This is a genomic window from Pseudomonas sp. GOM6, from assembly GCF_029537485.1.
In the GTDB taxonomy this organism is placed as follows: domain Bacteria; phylum Pseudomonadota; class Gammaproteobacteria; order Pseudomonadales; family Pseudomonadaceae; genus Aquipseudomonas.
On record NZ_JARPUS010000005.1, the window covers coordinates 73,034 to 89,948 of the forward strand.

Annotated in this window: 20 protein-coding genes; all 20 read left to right on the forward strand. The window is 56.4% G+C overall.

The features are described from left to right. Positions 1 to 104 precede the first annotated feature (104 nt). The 20 genes from ssb to P7A97_RS07695 all read left to right on the forward strand — a co-directional run bounded on the left by ssb (position 105) and on the right by P7A97_RS07695 (position 16,853). The gene (gene ssb / locus P7A97_RS07600) at positions 105 to 689 is read left to right on the forward strand and encodes a single-stranded DNA-binding protein (protein WP_277689322.1); all 585 of its coding nucleotides are present in this window, start codon (positions 105 to 107) and stop codon (positions 687 to 689) included. 70 nt (positions 690 to 759) lie between these two features. Further along, complete coding sequence (locus P7A97_RS07605; protein WP_277689323.1) at positions 760 to 1,905, forward strand: RecT family recombinase; 1,146 nt, start codon at positions 760 to 762, stop codon at positions 1,903 to 1,905. Positions 1,906 to 1,980: 75 nt separating this feature from the next. Beyond that, the gene (locus P7A97_RS07610; protein ID WP_277689324.1) at positions 1,981 to 2,988 is read left to right on the forward strand and encodes a lambda-exonuclease family protein; all 1,008 of its coding nucleotides are present in this window, start codon (positions 1,981 to 1,983) and stop codon (positions 2,986 to 2,988) included. 238 nt (positions 2,989 to 3,226) lie between these two features. Next, entirely contained in the window at positions 3,227 to 4,306 is a 1,080-nt protein-coding gene (locus P7A97_RS07615) for an AAA family ATPase (RefSeq protein ID WP_277689325.1), read from the forward strand. A gap of 15 nt (positions 4,307 to 4,321) precedes the next feature. After that, entirely contained in the window at positions 4,322 to 4,759 is a 438-nt protein-coding gene (locus tag P7A97_RS07620; protein ID WP_277689326.1) for a hypothetical protein, read from the forward strand. Between the two features lie 60 nt (positions 4,760 to 4,819). Then, positions 4,820 to 5,317: a hypothetical protein gene (locus tag P7A97_RS07625; RefSeq protein WP_277689327.1), complete on the forward strand. Its 498-nt coding sequence runs from the start codon at positions 4,820 to 4,822 to the stop codon at positions 5,315 to 5,317. A 222-nt stretch (positions 5,318 to 5,539) separates the two neighbouring features. Beyond that, positions 5,540 to 6,709, forward strand: coding sequence for a DUF3150 domain-containing protein (locus P7A97_RS07630; RefSeq protein ID WP_277689328.1), 1,170 nt, complete (start codon positions 5,540 to 5,542; stop codon positions 6,707 to 6,709). Positions 6,710 to 6,786: 77 nt separating this feature from the next. Beyond that, entirely contained in the window at positions 6,787 to 8,637 is a 1,851-nt protein-coding gene (locus P7A97_RS07635) for a VWA domain-containing protein (protein ID WP_277689329.1), read from the forward strand. Between the two features lie 76 nt (positions 8,638 to 8,713). Next, positions 8,714 to 9,139, forward strand: a complete 426-nt coding sequence (locus P7A97_RS07640; protein WP_277689330.1) for a hypothetical protein — start codon at positions 8,714 to 8,716, stop codon at positions 9,137 to 9,139. Between the two features lie 207 nt (positions 9,140 to 9,346). Further along, the gene (locus P7A97_RS07645; RefSeq protein ID WP_277689331.1) at positions 9,347 to 10,855 is read left to right on the forward strand and encodes a DNA cytosine methyltransferase; all 1,509 of its coding nucleotides are present in this window, start codon (positions 9,347 to 9,349) and stop codon (positions 10,853 to 10,855) included. 63 nt (positions 10,856 to 10,918) lie between these two features. Continuing rightward, entirely contained in the window at positions 10,919 to 11,134 is a 216-nt protein-coding gene (locus P7A97_RS07650; protein ID WP_277689332.1) for a hypothetical protein, read from the forward strand. A gap of 254 nt (positions 11,135 to 11,388) precedes the next feature. Beyond that, the gene (locus tag P7A97_RS07655; RefSeq protein WP_277689333.1) at positions 11,389 to 11,847 is read left to right on the forward strand and encodes a hypothetical protein; all 459 of its coding nucleotides are present in this window, start codon (positions 11,389 to 11,391) and stop codon (positions 11,845 to 11,847) included. Beyond that, positions 11,847 to 12,038, forward strand: coding sequence for a hypothetical protein (locus P7A97_RS07660; protein ID WP_277689334.1), 192 nt, complete (start codon positions 11,847 to 11,849; stop codon positions 12,036 to 12,038). The genes P7A97_RS07655 and P7A97_RS07660 overlap by 1 nt, the downstream gene beginning before the upstream one ends. A 66-nt stretch (positions 12,039 to 12,104) precedes the next feature. Continuing rightward, a complete protein-coding gene (locus tag P7A97_RS07665) occupies positions 12,105 to 12,896 on the forward strand; it encodes a hypothetical protein (protein ID WP_277689335.1) in 792 nt (263 codons plus the stop codon). Between the two features lie 181 nt (positions 12,897 to 13,077). Next, entirely contained in the window at positions 13,078 to 13,428 is a 351-nt protein-coding gene (locus P7A97_RS07670; RefSeq protein WP_277689336.1) for a hypothetical protein, read from the forward strand. An 89-nt stretch (positions 13,429 to 13,517) separates the two neighbouring features. Next, positions 13,518 to 14,453, forward strand: coding sequence for a hypothetical protein (locus P7A97_RS07675; protein ID WP_277689337.1), 936 nt, complete (start codon positions 13,518 to 13,520; stop codon positions 14,451 to 14,453). A gap of 150 nt (positions 14,454 to 14,603) precedes the next feature. Continuing rightward, entirely contained in the window at positions 14,604 to 14,921 is a 318-nt protein-coding gene (locus tag P7A97_RS07680; protein ID WP_277689338.1) for a hypothetical protein, read from the forward strand. Positions 14,922 to 15,105: 184 nt separating this feature from the next. Further along, on the forward strand, positions 15,106 to 15,657 hold the full coding sequence (locus tag P7A97_RS07685) for a hypothetical protein (RefSeq protein ID WP_277689339.1): 552 nt from the start codon (positions 15,106 to 15,108) through the stop codon (positions 15,655 to 15,657). Between the two features lie 61 nt (positions 15,658 to 15,718). Continuing rightward, a complete protein-coding gene (locus P7A97_RS07690; RefSeq protein ID WP_277689340.1) occupies positions 15,719 to 16,177 on the forward strand; it encodes a hypothetical protein in 459 nt (152 codons plus the stop codon). Positions 16,178 to 16,367: 190 nt separating this feature from the next. Further along, entirely contained in the window at positions 16,368 to 16,853 is a 486-nt protein-coding gene (locus tag P7A97_RS07695) for a hypothetical protein (protein ID WP_277689341.1), read from the forward strand. Positions 16,854 to 16,915: the final 62 nt, after the last annotated feature.

Here is a 16,915-nt window from a genome sequence, read left to right on the forward strand (position 1 = left end):
AGATGCAGCAGCTGGACTGTCTTCCAGCAAACACCAAACCATCCCCCCCTAGGGGCTCTTTTGCCCCACAGGGCAGATGGGCCTCTCTCAGCTGGAGATCACACATGGCTAAGAAAGGCGTCAATAAAGTAATCATCGTCGGTAATCTCGGCGGCGACCCTGAACTTCGCTATCTGCCTAATGGCAATCCTGTCGCAAGCGTTACGGTTGCGACTTCGGAAAGCTGGAAGGACAAGCAAACAGGGCAGCAGCAAGAGCGCACTGAATGGCACCGAGTGGTGGTGTTTGGGAAGCTCGCGGAAATCGCCGAGGAGTACTCAAGCAAGGGGTCTCAGGTGTATATCGAAGGCCGTCTTCAGACCCGTGAATGGGAAAAGGATGGCGTCAAGCGCTACACCACCGAGATCATCGTTGACCAGAATGGCACTTACCAGCTCCTGGGAAGGGCTCCTGGCTCGGCGGGCCAAGCTTCTGACTCGGCGCAGCAACAATCGCGCCCTCAGCAGCCCAGGCCGCAACAGCAACAGCGACCGCCGCAAGCGCCTCGTGCGCAGCAGCAGCCGCAACAGCCGCAACAACAGTCTCGACCTCAACAGTCGCCGGCAGGCCCTCAGCCTGATTACCCGGATTACGACTCGTTCAACGACGACATGCCCTTCGGGGCAGTGCCTTTCCTGGCAATGATCTGATCGGTAAACCAACCCTGTGGGGCCCATTCCCCACGGGGAATGTGTCCCTCTTATTGACTTGGAGGTTCACATGGCTAAAGACAAAACACCGGTTCCGAATGCTGAAATCAAGCAGCTAATCACTGCTGCTGAAGAAGGCTTCATGAAGATGGTGAAAGCCACTGGCAACGCAATTGTCTTCCAGCAGGAAGCGTTGTTTGCCATGAAGGCAATGCTCGAAAACGACTACCTGGCTCAGACTGCCAAGCGCAACCCGACAAGCCTGAAAATGGCGCTGGTCCAGATCGCAAGCTCTGGCCTGACGCTAAACCCGGCTATGAGCCTGGCCTATCTTGTCCCTCGGGATGGAAAGGTCATTGCGGACATCAGCTATCGCGGTCTGATCAAGATTGCGACTGACAGTCGGGCGGTCAATCTGGTGGTTGCAGAAGCTGTCTATTCCAACGATGCGTTTCGCTATCGCGGGAGTAGTGTGGAGCCCATCCACGACTTTGATCCGTTCTTGGCTACCAAGGATCGTGGCGAGTTCCGTGGGGTGTATGTCAAAGCCCATCTGGCGATTGGTTGCCTTCTGGTGACCTGTCTCAGTGCGGAAGAGGTGTACGCGGCCCGTGATCTCAGTTCTGCCTGGAAAAACGGCAGTGTTGGGAAAAAGGGTCCATGGGAGACGCACTTCAAGGCGATGGCGCTGAAAACCGCTATCAAGGCAGCTCGTAAGTTCTGGCCAATGACCTCGCCGATCCTCGACCAGGTGATTAGCTACCTCAACGAAGATGCTGGCGAAGGCATTGCCCCGTCTGCAGTTACCCTCGGTGTAGCTGCTGCAGAGATGGGTGCTGACCCGATGCTTGGTGCTTTGCAGATCGGTCACGAGCCAACAATCCCCATGCCAGTGATGGACGTTACGCCTCGTGCGCAAACCCCAGAGCCGGTGATGGCGAGCGTGGCTCCCCTTGCTACCGTGCAGGCCGCTCCGGAACAGGCAGCTTCGGTTGCTATTCCACCGCAGTCTTCAATCGCCAGCAATGGAGTTCCATCAGAGGTTGAGATGGACCCGAAGGTGTTAAAGCGAATCGACAATGTGCTTCAGCGTTCGATCCGTACTAACTCCTGGGAGGCCGCTTATGACTGGGCCAATGGCTATCTGGAGGGTGCAGATCTGGATTACGCACTCACGGAGTTCTCCAAGGCTCAAGCGCTGAAAAAGGCGAGTTAAGGAGTATCGAATGAACCTAACCCTATGGGGGCCAAGCCCCCTATGGGGTGCGGTCCCTCCAATCTGGAGGTGTCTATGGCAATGAGAGTCGTGGATCTTCGTCAGCGCACGCCTCAATGGCATGCATGGCGAAAAAATGGTGTAACTGCAACGTCGGCGGCTGTTGTGTTGGGTGAAAACCCTGACAAGACTGTCTGGAGGTTGTGGGCAGAGCAGACGGGGAAAATCACCCCGCCTGACCTTTCCGTAATTCCCCAGGTGCGCCTTGCGATCCTGCTGGAGTCTCATGCCTTGGCATGGTTCCAGGATCGATACGACATGACGCTGCTGCCGCTGTGTGCTGAGTCGTCCGAGCATCCGGAAATCCGGGCCAGCTTTGACGGGGTCAATGAGTACGATGAGCCGGTTGAAATCAAAGTGCTTTCTGACCGAAATTTCCTCGACGTGTCTGACATGGGCGAGGAGTCCTTCCACTACAAGCTGTATTGGTGGCAGGTGCAGCACCAGCTGTACGTTACTGAGGCGAGCAAGGGTTACCTGCTCTTCTATCACTCCCGGCTTGAGCCGATTGTCTTCGTGATTCAGCGGGACGATGCGGCTATCAAGAAAATGGTTGCCGCAGAGCTGGCCTACTTCGAGCTTGTCCGCAAGGGCAAGGAACCGGGGAAGGACAAGGAGCGCGACTACTTTCAGCCCGAAGGGGCTGATCACAAGAAGTGGGTTGATGCAGCAATGCAGCTCCGAAATCTTGAAGCGCAACGCCTCGAACTGATGGCGCAAGTGGATGGGATAGTGGGGCAGCAGAATCAGCTTCAGAAGTTACTTCTGAGCATGATGGGGGATCACATGTTGGCGGACTTTGAGGGGGTCAGAATGACCCGCTACAAACAAGCTGGCAGGGTGTCTTGGCGGAAGATCGTTGAGCTGCTCGATCCTGATTTCAAAACTTCGAAGTATCCAAACCATGTTTCGGGTGATGCCGAGCGGGTGAGGATGACCCTGGATGATGCACCGATGTCGGAGGCCACTTTGGACTACGAGCTCTCGGGAATCGCCAGTGGGGCTGATGAGTTTTGCTGCTAGGCAGAAAGGGGGGGTATCCCCCCTTGATGCACATGCCCGACCCCATCAAAGGGGTGAACTAGGGCTAGTCAGTAGCCTTAGGCAAGGTTAGGCTTTGCCTCAGTCTATTGGAATTCTCTTCTCGGCCATGTGGCCTTGGAGTGATACCCAGCTGGTGGTTTACCAGCACTCACTTAAAACCCATTGGGGACATCTATCCCCATGGGGATTGGTGTCTCCGCTTATCCGGAGTTACACCATGTCTCAAGTTCAAACCACTCAAGCTACCCCTGCAGAAGTTACTTTTGCGCTGAATGCCCCGGTCGCCATGACGGCTTTCGGTGTACAAAGCGATGCTCAGTGCAAGGCCTTTCCGCAAGGTCACGAGCACCAGGCCTTCGTTCCGCCGCGTAGTTCGTTCTACAAGTTCCGCACTGGCATTCGCATGCCGGTAATGAACTGGCTTTACTCGCCGAACGGTGACGCACTTGCTCTGACCGGTCCAACTGGTTCTGGCAAGACATCGCTCATTCGTGAGATCGCTGCAATTCTCAACTGGCCCTACATGCAGGCAAACGCCCATTCGCGCATGGAGGTGCCGGACCTGATCGGTGGTCTGCGCCTTGAGTGCGATCCGGCAACAGGAGATCAACGCACTGTATTCAGCTATGGCCCCCTAGCCCTGGCAATGAAGCATGGCTACATCTTCTGCCTGGATGAAGGTGACTTCCTCGACCCGTCGGTGATGTCCGGTCTCAACGCTATCCTTGAGGGTGCCCCTTTGGTCATCCCTGAGAATGGCGGCGAAATCATTCGTCCCCACAAGTTCTTCCGCTTCGTCATCACCTGCAACACTCGTGGCCAGGGTGATGACAATGGCTTGTACGGCGGCACCCTGGCGCAAAACCTGGCCACTTGGGATCGCTACCGTATGGTGGAAGTGCCTTACATGTCGGCAGAGGATGAGCTCGAAACTGTGCAGCATGTGCTGGGCGGGAAAGCGGGCGACATCATTGCTCGCATGGTTGAGATTGCGAACAAGGTTCGTGCTCAGTTCGTTGGAAACCCCAGTCCTACTGGTGAAACCGGCAATCTGACTGTCACGTTCTCTACTCGCACTCTGCTGCGCTGGGCCCGGATCTCTGGCTCGTATAAGCGTGCAAACGTTGAGGGTTGTGCGATGGCGCTTGCGCTTCGTGAATCCCTGACCAACCGCGCTCCGATCGACCAGCGAATCGCCATCCATACCATCGCTCAGACCGTTTTTGGACCCGAGCTGTGGAAGGGTGACGAGGTCCTTGTTGCTGCACAAGTCGTCGACACAGTCGCCGGCGCCTAATGGAGGGCAGGAGAGATGTTCTATTTCGGACTTTCTACTCCTGCTGCCAAAGAGCAAGTTCTCAGCATCCTCCAGCCTTGGCTGGAGGGTGCCGAGGGCGAACTCAAAGGCGCAGTGGTTGATGTTGTTGGCGTCATAAAATCACCGTTCAATGCGGACTACTTGGAAGGCGAGTGCTTCTACAAGATGGTCGTTGTCTTTGGGCTTCTGCTGGCGCTTCGTGGGACTTCTAGCTACGACGCTGTGACATTGTCTGATGCCGGCGGCAAAGTAATTGAGTTCGACGATGAGTTTGGCTGTAGAAGCCTTCTTCGTTCAGCTCTGACCCTAAGCGATGAGCGTGTTGATGAGGCCTGGAGCATTCTGGCCGACTTCGGCGTGATGCGTCGCAAACTTGATCTGTCGGTTCTGGGCGAAAGTCCTTCTGCGTCCGACGACGAGTTCTGTCTTTAACCCAATCGGGGCCTCCATCCCCGGCGGGGTGGGGGCTTCTCTATACCCGGAGAAGCAACTATGAAAATTCGTATTACTGACCACCTTGTTCGTGCTGTTGAGCTTTCGACGGCCTGGCTTACTGAGGCCGATGTCGAACTGCTGGGGCGCATGGCAATTGCTTACGCCGAAGGCGGCGACACGACTGGCTGCGTAATGAAGCATGAATGCGGTTTTGTGGTGTTCGTGGGTGAGCCTACCTTCGGTCACATCAAGGCAGCTGGTGCTTCTGAGCAATTGGTAAGCATCCTGGACGAGACCTTCAAGGCGGGTGACATCATGTACCTGACCTTCCACTCTGACCTCGGTGAGCTGGATGAAGAGGGTGCTGAATCCCGACCAGATGTTGAGCTCACGGCCGACCAGCTTTCCTGCAAGTACGCAGGTGAGCACGGTGCCTGGGGCGAGCATCCGGAGTATCCTCGCGGGGATTGGCAGCATGAGGTCGCCGATGGCGATACCTTGAGCGGCTACTGGGTCTGGGTCGTTTCTTGTATCGAGCGTGACCTGGTGTGTTAGATATGCGATAAATCGGTTGCGGGGAGTTTTCTCCCCGTAGTCGTTCCGAGTCTCCATTGCTATCATCGGCGATACCAATGCAGATTCTTGCAGTTTCTCGATGCCCCCATGCTGGGGTGTTGGAAAGTGTTAGCTGATCACTCAAATAATCAGCACTCAACTCAACCCATCGGGGCACTCTGTCCCCTTGGGGATCGTGTGCCTCATCTCCGGAGGTACACCATGTCTGTTTCTATCCCTAACGCTTCTGTGCTGAACCGCATCGTTCTGGTCGGTCTCGACGTGAGCATCTGGTCCGCCCGCAAGAAATTGCACCGTGACGAACTGGACGCGAGCGTTAAGCTGCCACCTGAGGAGATGTTTTCCTTGGGCTCGAAAAACGTTATCGATCTCGCTCACCTGAGCGTCTTCGAAACGCTGAAGCGTCGTGCTCTACGTGCCATCGAAGGACCTGGTGTTCGTTTGATGGGCGCCGTAGGCGTGCCTGATACCATTCACCTGGAAGTCGTGGTCGAGCTACAAAATATCCAGGCTGAGTTCAATGCCGCCAAACAGGACTTCCTCAATAACCTCGACCGTTACCATGAGGAATGGATTGAAAAATCCAAAGCCGATCCTGCCTGGCAAGCCGTTCTCCGTGCTTCTGCTACGCCTAAGGCGTATGTGGAAAAAGCGCTGAGCTTCGACTTTTCGATGTGTCGCCTGATCCCTGATCAAAGCGCCCCATCAACCACCGAAGGTCTGGAACGTCAAATCAACGGCCTGGCTGGGCAGCTGTATGCCGAGGTCGCTGCTGAGGCCTGCAAGATCATGGAGTTCATGCTGCAAAAGGACTCTGTGACCCAGAAAACTGTAAATCGCCTGAAAGGGATGCATGGCAAGCTCTGCTCCATGGCATTCGTCGACAGTGAAGTGCAGGAACTGGCCGACTACCTGGATGAACGGCTCAAGGCTCTCCCGCAAACTGGGAAGCTCGAAGGTCGTGATTTCAAGGATATGGTCAGCCTGGTGAGCAGCTTGTGCGATGAGGACCGCATCGTTGGACTTGTGAAGGCTATGGCCACCCAAGCACCTGAAGCGGTTGTTGATGAGTTCGCCGGCTTGAACGAGGCTGATGCCGAGGAAGAGCTTGTTGATCTCGCTGCGGCGCCGGCAGTCCCTGAGGCTGTTGAAGTTGTGGTTGCGCAAGAAGCCCAAGATGTTGTCACTCAGCCGCTGGCGCTTGATGAGGCCGAAAGCTTCATTGAGCAGGAAGCCGAGGCTGCTGAAGTCGATATCGCGGTTGTTCCACCAGTTGAACCTCAAGCGCCGATCCCAGAGATTTCTGTTCCGGTGCCAGGTTTGGAGTCCGATCTTGTCGTCGACGACGGCGATATCGATTTCTGCCTTTAATCATGCAACTCAATCCCAGTGGGGGTATTCACCCCGCTGGGGTGAGTACCTCTGCGGTCCTAACCCGGAGGTACACCATGAAAATTCAAACCCTGAAAAACGCACTCCCGATCGTCATGCGCTCGATGGCGGATGATGTCGGTGTTCAAGTTGTTTGGGGCGCGGACAACGCCCATACCTGGGACAGGGTGATCTACCTGCCCAACCTTCAGGAGGGTGAGGGTGTCGCTAAGCTCGCGCTTGGCTATGGCACTCACGAGTCCGCACACATCCTCTACAGCGATCAGAGCGTCTACGAGAAGGCCGGCGAAGAGCCTCCAATCGTGGTGAAGCTGATGAACGCTATGGAGGACGTGCGAATTGAAGGCCTGATGTTCCAGAAGTACCCGGCCGTTCGGCCGTGGCTGGATCACACGGTTAAGGTCGTGCTGGGAGGTGTCGAACGTTCTGACGGCCTTCCTGAAGCGGCTTTGCTCCACAACGCTGCGCTCCTCAACGGGCGCTACCGTCTTCTCAATCAGCCCCTGGCTGATGAGGCTGCCGCTTCGCTTGCCGCTATGCGGGAGGTGATGGGTGGCGGGCGTACGGTTAAGGTGATGGCTCTGCTGGGGAAGATTCCAGCATGTCCTGACACCGAGGCTGTCTACCAACTGACGCATCAGATTCTTGATGTGCTCGATGAGGAAGAGCCCGAAGACAATGACCAACAACCTGACCCTCAGGAGCAGCCGCAAGGCGGTTCCCAGGACCAGGATAACCAACCAGGTGGCGACAGCTCGCAAGGGCAATCGCAGCCGGGCGACGGTCAGGGGAATGCTGGAGATCAGCAACCAGGCGAGCAGGGTGCCCAGCAGGGTGACGCTGGCGCCGATGGCCCTGGTCAGGGTGGAAAAGATCAGTCCAAAGACGACGGCAAGGGCGCTCCTGATGATTCCTCGCAAGGGAAGCAGTCGGGTGATGCTGGTGCTGATCAGAATGGGGCTGATGGTGCATCGGGTGCTGGGGCTGGCAGTGGTAAGCCAAGTCTCAAGCAGAAGGTGTTGGCGGCGAGTGCCGGCGAACTGGACGACCTCAAGTCTGACTTGGGTGAGGCCGCCGCCAAGGTGCTTAAAGCCCACGCTTCGCCTTCGAGTGGTTCAACGCCTGCAGCTGTGTTTCATGCACCTGTTGGCAACGAGCTTCTCGGTGAGGATGTTGCTCAGAAGGGGCGTGCTGCTTCGATGGGTATGCGTCAGGTTCTCATGGGCCTGATTCAGGGGAGTCGCAATTCGCGTGTCGTGATGCGTCGTACTGGTCGCCAGGTCGAAGGCTCACGGCTCGCACGGGTGGCGGTTGGGGAAACCCGGATCTTCCGGAAATCTGAACCCGTGCAACGTACTAACGCGGCCTTCCAAGTCCTCCTCGATGCTTCTGGCTCGATGAGCAAGTGTGTGCGTGAAGCTGAAGCGGCGGTGGTTGCGGTTCTGACCTCGCTCGAAGGCTTACAGGGCGTCACTTCTGGTGCCATGGTCTTTCCGCGGTCTGGGATCGACAACGCAAAAACCTGCGTCGGTGTACTGAAGCGTCACAACCAAACCCTGGTTCGTGCGCTGAAAGAAAACCGATTCGGTGTCCTGGCTGGTGGTGGTACGCCTTTGGCGGACGCTATCTGGCCCGCCGCTGGCGACTTGCTGTCGGCTAAAGGGGAGCGAAAGGTTCTGGCTGTCATCACTGACGGTGACCCCGATCGCGTCTCTGCAGCTGAGAACATGGTTGCTCGCTGTCGTGCATCCGGTATCGATGTGTTTGCGCTTGCCTTCGGGTCGGCACGCACTGAGTTGCTGGACAAAGTATATGGACCAGGTAACTGGACCTTCCTGAGCGGCGTAGACCAGCTTCGTGCTGGCCTGAGCTCACTGGTTCAATCTGTCCTGACCAACGCAGCCTAAACGCTGCAAATCAACCCACTGGGGGTACATCACCCCCTTTGGGGGTGGTGCATCTCCGCTTGCCCGGAGTTTCACCATGAATTCACAACTCGCACTAAGCATCTTCGATGAGCTTCCTGAAGGGTTTATCCCGAAGGAGCGCCTGAGAATGCGCCGAGCTGCACGGACCTCGAACGGAAAAGTCGTAGAGATCCGCCAGCTCAGCCTTCTCGATTTGCTCAACATGAGCGATGAAGAAATCGGCCCAGTTTGCTGGACTGACGACGACATCGAAACGCTGCGTGAAGGCATTCTTCGTGAGGCCTGCCATGTTCTGCTCGACAACCGCGCAAGCATGGCTACACGTATCGAACGTTGGAAGTGGATCAACGATGACAGTTGGACTGCCTTCAGCTTCAGTGCGTGCGCTGCAGCTTGCTATGTGGGTCACGAAGAACTTCGTGAGTCGCTCATCTCGCTGCTTCGCCATCACAAGGTCCTGCATACCCTGCAGGCCGCCTGATAAACCCTTCCCCGAGCAATCGGGGAAGGCTTCAGCCCAGATTCCTTACAGGAGCCCGTTCTAAGCGCGGCCTGCTCTAAGGATTCTCTGTCCTTCAATGCGAAGGTCAGTGATACCCAGCTGGTGGTTTACCAGCACATTTCATAACCCTATGGGGGCACTAATCCCCCTTGGGGATTGGTGTCTCCGCCTAATCGGAGATACACCATGACTACAGTGATTAATGCAAAGCTGGGAACTGCGAAGGGCGGCGTGGCGCGTGTTTGGCTCGAAGGTCAAAAGCTCATTCACGCCGGCATTCGGATCGGTGCTCAGTACGTTTTGAAGGGCGATTCGACTTCGAAGCGTGTTGAGCTGGTAGCAGTGGAGCAGGGCGCTGAACTTGGTAAGGGCAAGGGGATTTTTACTGTCTCCAAGCGCGAGCGAAATGGCGTTGTGTCTCCTCTCCTTGAAGTCCGCTCTGAGCTTCTGAGTGCGTTCTTTGAGGGCTGTGAAAAGGTTCGCGTGGCGATTCGTGCGGGCCGGATTCTCATCACTGCTCGTCAGATCGATGTGAAGATTCGCGAGCGCGTGGAGCGCCTCAAGCGCAAGCTGGCTGCCCGAGAAAGACTGGCAGTTGGATCGCTCTTCCACGGCATCGGGGTCCTTGATAAAGCGCTTCACAAGGGCCTGCTGGCTGCTGGTGTTGCCGCGTTTGTTCAAGTTGGCGTTGAGCTCGAAGGCGAGTACCTGGATGCGTCCTTGAGGAACAATCCAGAGATTTGGTCGGAGGGCTCGGTAGCTATCAACAGCGACATCCGGGACGTGTATCTGGGTGGGGCTGTGCCTCAACTGGACCTAGTCTGCGGGGGCGTGCCCTGCACCGGCGCTAGCGTCAGTGGCCGGGCGAAAAACAAGTTGGTGCATGCAGAGGATCACAGCACTGCCGGCACACTCTTTTTCGACTACCTGGAGTTTGTGAAGGCGACTAATCCTGCAGTGGTTTTGCTTGAGAACGTTGTGCCCTATGCCAACACAGCTGGGATGTCAGTCATTCGTTCTGTACTGACCAGCCTTGGTTACAACCTCTTTGAGACGACTCTTTCAGGCCCGCAATTTGGGGCTATCGAGAATCGTCACCGCTTGGTGATGGTTGCCGTTTCAAAGGGCATTAGCGCGGACGAATTCGTCTTTCCCAACACCCACCATTCGGTGTTGTCAGGGGAGGTGAGCACTCTGGCTGGTGTCCTGGATGACGTTCCCCTCGATTCCCCTCGCTGGAAGTCCTATGACTACCTCGTGGAAAAAGAAGAGCGGGATATTGCCGCTGGTAAAGGGTTCCGTCGCCAGTTGGTTACAGGTGAGAGTACGACTGTCGGCACTATTGGCCGTGGTTATGCGAGGTGCAGGTCAACTGAGGCCTTTGTCCTTCATCCTGATAATCCGAAACTGTCGCGTCTGCTAACGCCTGCTGAACATGCCCGTGTAAAGGGGATTCCCGAAACCATGGGGCATGGACTGTCTGATACCACGGCCCATGAGGGCTATGGCCAGGCGGTCATCTTCAACAAGTTCGAGGCCGTAGGCGTGGCCATCGGTTCGTACCTTCGCGGCTTGCCGATGCCATCCAGCTACTACGTCCCTAAGACAATGGTTGCTGATGCCAGCGGCGGCTCTGCTGATGCTGAAGCTGTTGTGAAAGGCGAGCCTGTGCAAGCAGAGCTGCTCGTCGCTTAAACCACCCATGAGGGGCCCAGCCCCTCGGGGCTGGTGCTCCTTCCCTGTTCATAAGGAGTAACTATGAAAAGTGCAATTAACTCTGCAATCGAAGCCCTGGAAGTCGCCGCCGAATCCGGCGGGGAGATCGACCTTCAGATGTACCAGGAGAGACTCGACGAGCTGAAACAGTTCCGAGATGAGATCTTGCAGTACGACAAGCGCCTCAATGAGGCCGGGAAGGCACCGGACGGTGATGACTACAACGCTTTGATGTCGTTGACTGGACTCATCGCCTAAGTGCATTCCAGGCGCTCACAGCTTGAAATCGAAAGCGGTTCAACTGTACCTTACCCACTGTCGCTTCGGCGGCGGTGGGTGAGTCTTCTCCCGCTAGCCAGCGGTTAGCGAAAGAAGATTCTCAGACCGTCCATGAGGGCGTTCTAGAAAAAGCTGGTATCCCAGCACTCTCAACGCTGCGTCCTGCAGCAAACCCTACCGGGGGCCATTTCCCCGTTAGGGGCAGTGGTCTCCGCACAACCCGGAGATCCAACATGACTACTACCAAAAAGATCGTCTTCGAAGCGAATGTCATCAGCGATTTTCTCGTAGGCCCTACCTGCGGAATTTTCGATGATGCTGGGGAGCTTCTGAACCAAGTTCAGAGACTTAATAAGCTGGTTCTGGAGAATGGTTTGACCGAGGCCAGAATCAGCCTGAGTCCTGAATGGCTTCCATCCTCTGCTATGGAGGACATAAGCCTTGCAATCTGTGAGCTTGTTGTTACGGGGCGCTCTTTCTGGTTCGTAGATTTACCAAGTGAGGGTGGTGACAGTATTGAAACCTACTCATTGGATATCTCTAGTTTTGTTCGATTGATGGAGTCTGATGCCGAGATTCTCTTTGCTACTGACTCCCCCCGACCGAATGAAAGCCTGAAAGAAACCTACCTCGAAGCAATCTCCAAAGAGGAGGATGCTGTTGAGGGTGAAGATGGCGAGGAGGACTGCTAATGGCTTCCGCGTCGATTGAAGACGATCTGGAACTTCTGGATCAGTACCGCGAAACCGAGAATGTCGGCCAGCTGTATGACACCGACGATCGATTCGCCAGCTTTATCCGCCGGACCATCCCTGGCTTCGAATTCCCCGATTTCTCGTGGATGACGGTCAGGCAGGTGAAGGCCCACATCGCAAGACTCTAACCACCAAACCCTAACGGGGACCATGTCCCCGTCTGGGGGCATGCGTCCCCTCCATCTGGAGAACGTATGAAAACTTCTACTGCTATCGCACAACCTGGACTCTTCGCCTACGCGGAGCTTCCGGTCAACATCGCCCTCTACCCGTACTTCGATTCTGGGAAGCCGAAAAGCCGCAATCAGCACCAACTGATTGCTGGTGCACAGCAGCTCGCCAATCAGCATCGCATAAGTGACTTCGACGCTCGCCTCGGCGAGCTACGGGGCCGCGGCGAATCGCTGAGAAGCTTCCCGACTGATGCTGGATCCATCTCATGGCCTCTTGAAGGTCGAGCTGGTAACCAGGAAGTGCTTTCATACATCGAGCAAGTTTCGCGCCCTCATGGCCATGGCCATGTAGCGACACCCGCCACTGATGTCATGGGGCAAGGTCCATCGGATGATCCTTATCCTTTCGAGGCGCCGCCGATCGATGCTTCAGCATTCGGTGGCGTTGAGGTGGATCCTGAGTACGACCAGGGTATGGCGCTGCACCCTGCAGGCGAGGAGGGGCAACCCGATGTTTATGATTGGTCCGATGCAACTATCGGCAATATCACGAAGATCGGCTTCTTCCCTTACCGCTTCAAAAAGGGTGATAAAAAGACCCACATGATTCGTATCGGCACCAAAGACCATTGGGGCGTCGACCTGGAGCGTGTGGTTCGCGAGTTCAACCTGCGTGAGGGCGACAAGATCGCCCTGATGTGCATCGGCAAGCATCCTGTGGTCGTGAAAGAGCGCGTTCTTCAGAACGATGGCTCCTACAAGACCGAGGACAAAAACGCCATGCGAAACACCTGGGTTTGTAAGCGCGTGTAGTAACAGCTCCCCCGGCCGCGAAAGCGGCTGGGGAGAGTCTTCATCTGTGAGCCAACGGCTGACAAATGACGATTCATCCCCATCACATGCGTGATTGGGCTGAGCAGCTGCGCTAGCAGCATTCGACAACCGTGGAGGTGCTTGCCTCTACGGCGGCGATCCACTTCACCTGGAGTGCCGTATGGACCTTTACGCAACAAAGCGATTCATCGCAGAAGAACTGGCCCGCTTCGGGTGGGAGATGTGCGACGAAGTATCTTTGACTCACTTTTGCGGCGTTGCCACAAAGTGCTTCGAGACAGCTGTGGGCCCTAAATCAGCCCTTGTCCTTATGGAGCCCTATTTTGGGGTCCATGCTCTGAAGGCTGAGTACTGGAGCGAAGGGCGTAATGTCCTGAGCACCATGCTGTTGAAGATCGATATCCAGGCTGATCAGAAGGTGCTTGTAGAGGCCCTTCCGAAATTTGCCGAAGAGGTCGAGAAGCACGTTGGGCAGTCCTACGCTGTCCGCCTGCATCGTTCCAAGGCTTAATCCCTGACGCTTGCCGTCACTCAACCCATAGGGGGCTTCATACCCCCGCTGTGGGGGTATGGCTTCCTCATTTTGAAGGAGCTTTACCGATGAACTACACCAACCCAATCCGCTCTCTGTTCACCGCCGCTGGCGTTGTTATGCCTGTCAGCGTCGAGGCTCATCTGAACCTCATCGACAAGACTGTTGATGCTGCGCTGGATCTCGCGCTGTCGGCGGATAACGCTGGCTGCAGCGGGGAGCTGACAGTGGTGGACTCGAAGCAAATGTGCGATCTCACTGACCTGCTCAACCAGGTACGTGACACGCCCGTTGAAGTTTTCGAGACGGGGGCGCCGTGTCTGGCCGTAGGCCTGACTATTCGCGATCGCTTCGGCGAAGCGGTAGATACCAGCTCGATGCCGATTCCGGTCGGGCAGGTTACTCATGTTTTTGACCTGGTCTCTGACCTGGTGATCGACAAGCGCCTCGGCCGCACGGTAGATGATCATGTCCAGTCCTTGACTGATTGCATGATCGATTACGGGGTGGTCCAGAAGCCGGCTGAGAAGCTGACTCCTGCACACTCTGGTACCGCGGTGATCAAGGTGACCCTCAACACTGAGAATGGCGTTCAAGATGCCTACATGGCATCGGCGACCGATTCTGAAGGGAAGGGCATCCTGGTGAACTTCGACCAGATCAAGAGCTCTGGCACTGTGTTCTCGGCCGAGGGTTACATGCCCGATGTCAATCGCTATGGCTTTGCCGAGTGGGCTACCCAGAAGGGTCTAGTCGATCTGGTAGGGCGCCTGGGTCTGACCCCGAACTTGATGGCTTCCGAGATCAAGAATTCGGGCGACGACACCGAAGTCATTACGCTCGTCATGCGAGTGCCTGTGACTGCGGTTTACGAAGGCTCCCTGAGCGAGGCAAAAGAGTTCGCCGGTCTACACTGGGGCAAGCTTTTCGAGTCGCTCCCGGCCAGTGAGCAGGTCGATGTGGTGAACCGCTTCGTGTCTGCCATGAACGGCGTCGACTCCTGACCTGAAACAAGCTCGCCCTCGCAATGGGGGCGATGCAGGCATAGCCCCCGAAAGGGGGCCTGCTTCCCCTCACTTCCCCACGCTTACCCCCGACGACGAGTCGCCATCCCTAACGCTGGTTAGGCATGGCCATTCCATGAGGAAACTTCCATGAGTCAAATCACCTGTTTGCTGCAGCAGCTGGGCGCTCACCTGGCGTCGATAACCGCGGTGGAGCCGGCCAAGGCAGTGCCGAGTTTTCGCGAGATGCAGGGTTTCACGAAAGTCGTCCCTGTTGCCCTCGCATCAGCTGAGGATATCCGTGACGGATTCGCAAAATCCCTGGCCCTTTCGGTCATCACGCCGGAGGGCCGGGGCCCTGCATTTGAGCGCTGGGTTCCCGGCCTGAGAAGCCTGGGCCTGGTATCCGAGGCGGATGCTCTTGAGCGCGACCTGAATCAGGTTCGTCAGGTCCTGCTCCAGGCCTAGCCCGGAGGCTTCAATAGCCTTGTCTTGGGCGGGGCATTGGTTGAGAATAAAGATTCTTGCCTACCTCGATGTCGAGGTTGGAAAGCTAGCTGCAGACGCAGCACCTACTGGCCGTCCGGCCGCAACCCACGGGGGTGTCTATCCCCTTGGGGAAAGCACCCTCTATATCCCTGAGGAGTGCCTTATGAAATACCTACCCTACGATGCATCCCTGGAGCTCTTCGCCCATCTGCGTAAGGCAATGGGTGGGCTTGGTTATAGCCCTGAAGTTCACCCAGTCCTTCAGTGCATCACTGGTCTGCTGTACCTGCATCAGCAGGCATGCGTGATGGAAGACGCTGAGCGAGAGCCGATCATTGCCGGCCTTGTGCAAGCAATCTGCCCGCTCAACGCTAATGGCCTGTTCGAGATGGTGCTTTTGCCAGCTCTTCAGCAGAAAGCTTTGGTCTCTGAAGCGATCGAGCTATCCCGGCTTGCCGTTGATCTTCGCTCGCTGATGGCTGAGCTGGTCGCTAATCCGGTTGTTGCCCAGGTCAATGACGTGAAGCAGCAGCTGCAGGACCGTTTCGGCGACAACGACGATATCCAGCATGCCTTCGATGACATGGTCCTGGATTCGCTCTGTAACGAGGCATCCAACATCAACAACCAGGGCATGGATCACCAGATCAAGGCCTTGTTGGGTGTCGGGTTCTCCGTGCAGAACATCGTCGACAGCATTGATCAGAAAATCTAAACCCCACCGGGGCTTTCCAGCCCCCTTCGGGGCTGGTGCCTCGCTCAACTGGAGCACCATGATGAATACAGCAAAAGACCATGCCAAAGCCTTGGCTGAGTTCGGTAGTGTGAAGGCCGGCGCAGACTTCAACGGCCTGCAGGTCGTGAAGTTCTGGTTCAACGGTCGTCGCCATGAGGTCGTGATCGGGACGCCGAACTGCGAGCGCATTCGCGCCTGCTACAACGGTTCGACCGAGGACTTCGAGCGCGGCTGTGTTTCTCGTATTGGCACTGTCAGCTACGAGAACCAGCAAGCACCTGGTGATGATGTCGTGGCTTTCCTCAATCGCTGGCGCCAAGCCAGTCACGCAGAGTGGTCTGCGCGAATGCTGGAAAACCCCGATCGTTACGGCCACATGAGTCCGGATGATCCGGATCTGGTGCCGCCGGCAATCCTGGTGCCTGCGTTCTACGTCCAGGGCAAGGGCTGGCACAAAACGATGGAGGTCGATCAGGCGAAAGCCCTGGCCGGCCTGTAACGTGGATGCACCCCGGCGAAAGCCGGGGCAACTCCGAGATCACATCCCAATGCCCTGGTATTGGCATGCGATTTCTCGTCCCCGGCATGTGCTGGGTCGTGAAAGCCAGCTGCAGCTTACGCAGCACTCTCAACCCTCTGGGGCCAGCCGCCCCATTGGGGTGGTCGGCTCCCTTCAACAGGAGCTACACATGAATTCCCAAGAGATCCACTCGTTCCAGTTCATCTGTTCGTACAGAGGGACCTTCTCCTACCAGGTGCGCTTCAAGGACAACACTACTCGTCGTCTGGAGATGCGCCGCTGGCGGGACACCCGTTGCGAACACTCGAACTTCTCTCCGGAAGAGTTTGAGCGCGAAGTAAACGGGAAGATTGGGCTGATCGACGTTAAGTACTTCGATGGTGACACCGAGGCGCTTGTCGTTGCATTCAACCGCTTCTGCTTCCTTGAGCATCAGTCTCAGGTGAATCAGATGCTCGCCAATCCGGAGCGCTTTGGCCACTTCACGCCAGAGCTCTTCCCGGTGTACGTGGGCGGTGCCTACAACCTGAAGGACCGTCGTTGGGATGTCCTGCATGACTTCGACCAGGTTCGAATTAAGGCAGGTATTCCAGAGGATAAATGCCTCAACCCTCGTACCAACATGGCAGCCACCCAGCTGTCACTGGTTGCCTAACCCTTAACCCATCTGGGGCCTTTCGCCCCTGTGGGGCGTGGGCCCTCCTTATCGGAGAACGC

Coding starts and splice junctions, on each gene's coding strand:
- ssb (WP_277689322.1), top strand. CDS start 105: ATGGCTAAGAAAGGCGTCAATAAAGTAATCATCGTCGGTAATCTCGGC.
- P7A97_RS07605 (WP_277689323.1), top strand. CDS start 760: ATGGCTAAAGACAAAACACCGGTTCCGAATGCTGAAATCAAGCAGCTA.
- P7A97_RS07610 (WP_277689324.1), top strand. CDS start 1,981: ATGGCAATGAGAGTCGTGGATCTTCGTCAGCGCACGCCTCAATGGCAT.
- P7A97_RS07615 (WP_277689325.1), top strand. CDS start 3,227: ATGTCTCAAGTTCAAACCACTCAAGCTACCCCTGCAGAAGTTACTTTT.
- P7A97_RS07620 (WP_277689326.1), top strand. CDS start 4,322: ATGTTCTATTTCGGACTTTCTACTCCTGCTGCCAAAGAGCAAGTTCTC.
- P7A97_RS07625 (WP_277689327.1), top strand. CDS start 4,820: ATGAAAATTCGTATTACTGACCACCTTGTTCGTGCTGTTGAGCTTTCG.
- P7A97_RS07630 (WP_277689328.1), top strand. CDS start 5,540: ATGTCTGTTTCTATCCCTAACGCTTCTGTGCTGAACCGCATCGTTCTG.
- P7A97_RS07635 (WP_277689329.1), top strand. CDS start 6,787: ATGAAAATTCAAACCCTGAAAAACGCACTCCCGATCGTCATGCGCTCG.
- P7A97_RS07640 (WP_277689330.1), top strand. CDS start 8,714: ATGAATTCACAACTCGCACTAAGCATCTTCGATGAGCTTCCTGAAGGG.
- P7A97_RS07645 (WP_277689331.1), top strand. CDS start 9,347: ATGACTACAGTGATTAATGCAAAGCTGGGAACTGCGAAGGGCGGCGTG.
- P7A97_RS07650 (WP_277689332.1), top strand. CDS start 10,919: ATGAAAAGTGCAATTAACTCTGCAATCGAAGCCCTGGAAGTCGCCGCC.
- P7A97_RS07655 (WP_277689333.1), top strand. CDS start 11,389: ATGACTACTACCAAAAAGATCGTCTTCGAAGCGAATGTCATCAGCGAT.
- P7A97_RS07660 (WP_277689334.1), top strand. CDS start 11,847: ATGGCTTCCGCGTCGATTGAAGACGATCTGGAACTTCTGGATCAGTAC.
- P7A97_RS07665 (WP_277689335.1), top strand. CDS start 12,105: ATGAAAACTTCTACTGCTATCGCACAACCTGGACTCTTCGCCTACGCG.
- P7A97_RS07670 (WP_277689336.1), top strand. CDS start 13,078: ATGGACCTTTACGCAACAAAGCGATTCATCGCAGAAGAACTGGCCCGC.
- P7A97_RS07675 (WP_277689337.1), top strand. CDS start 13,518: ATGAACTACACCAACCCAATCCGCTCTCTGTTCACCGCCGCTGGCGTT.
- P7A97_RS07680 (WP_277689338.1), top strand. CDS start 14,604: ATGAGTCAAATCACCTGTTTGCTGCAGCAGCTGGGCGCTCACCTGGCG.
- P7A97_RS07685 (WP_277689339.1), top strand. CDS start 15,106: ATGAAATACCTACCCTACGATGCATCCCTGGAGCTCTTCGCCCATCTG.
- P7A97_RS07690 (WP_277689340.1), top strand. CDS start 15,719: ATGAATACAGCAAAAGACCATGCCAAAGCCTTGGCTGAGTTCGGTAGT.
- P7A97_RS07695 (WP_277689341.1), top strand. CDS start 16,368: ATGAATTCCCAAGAGATCCACTCGTTCCAGTTCATCTGTTCGTACAGA.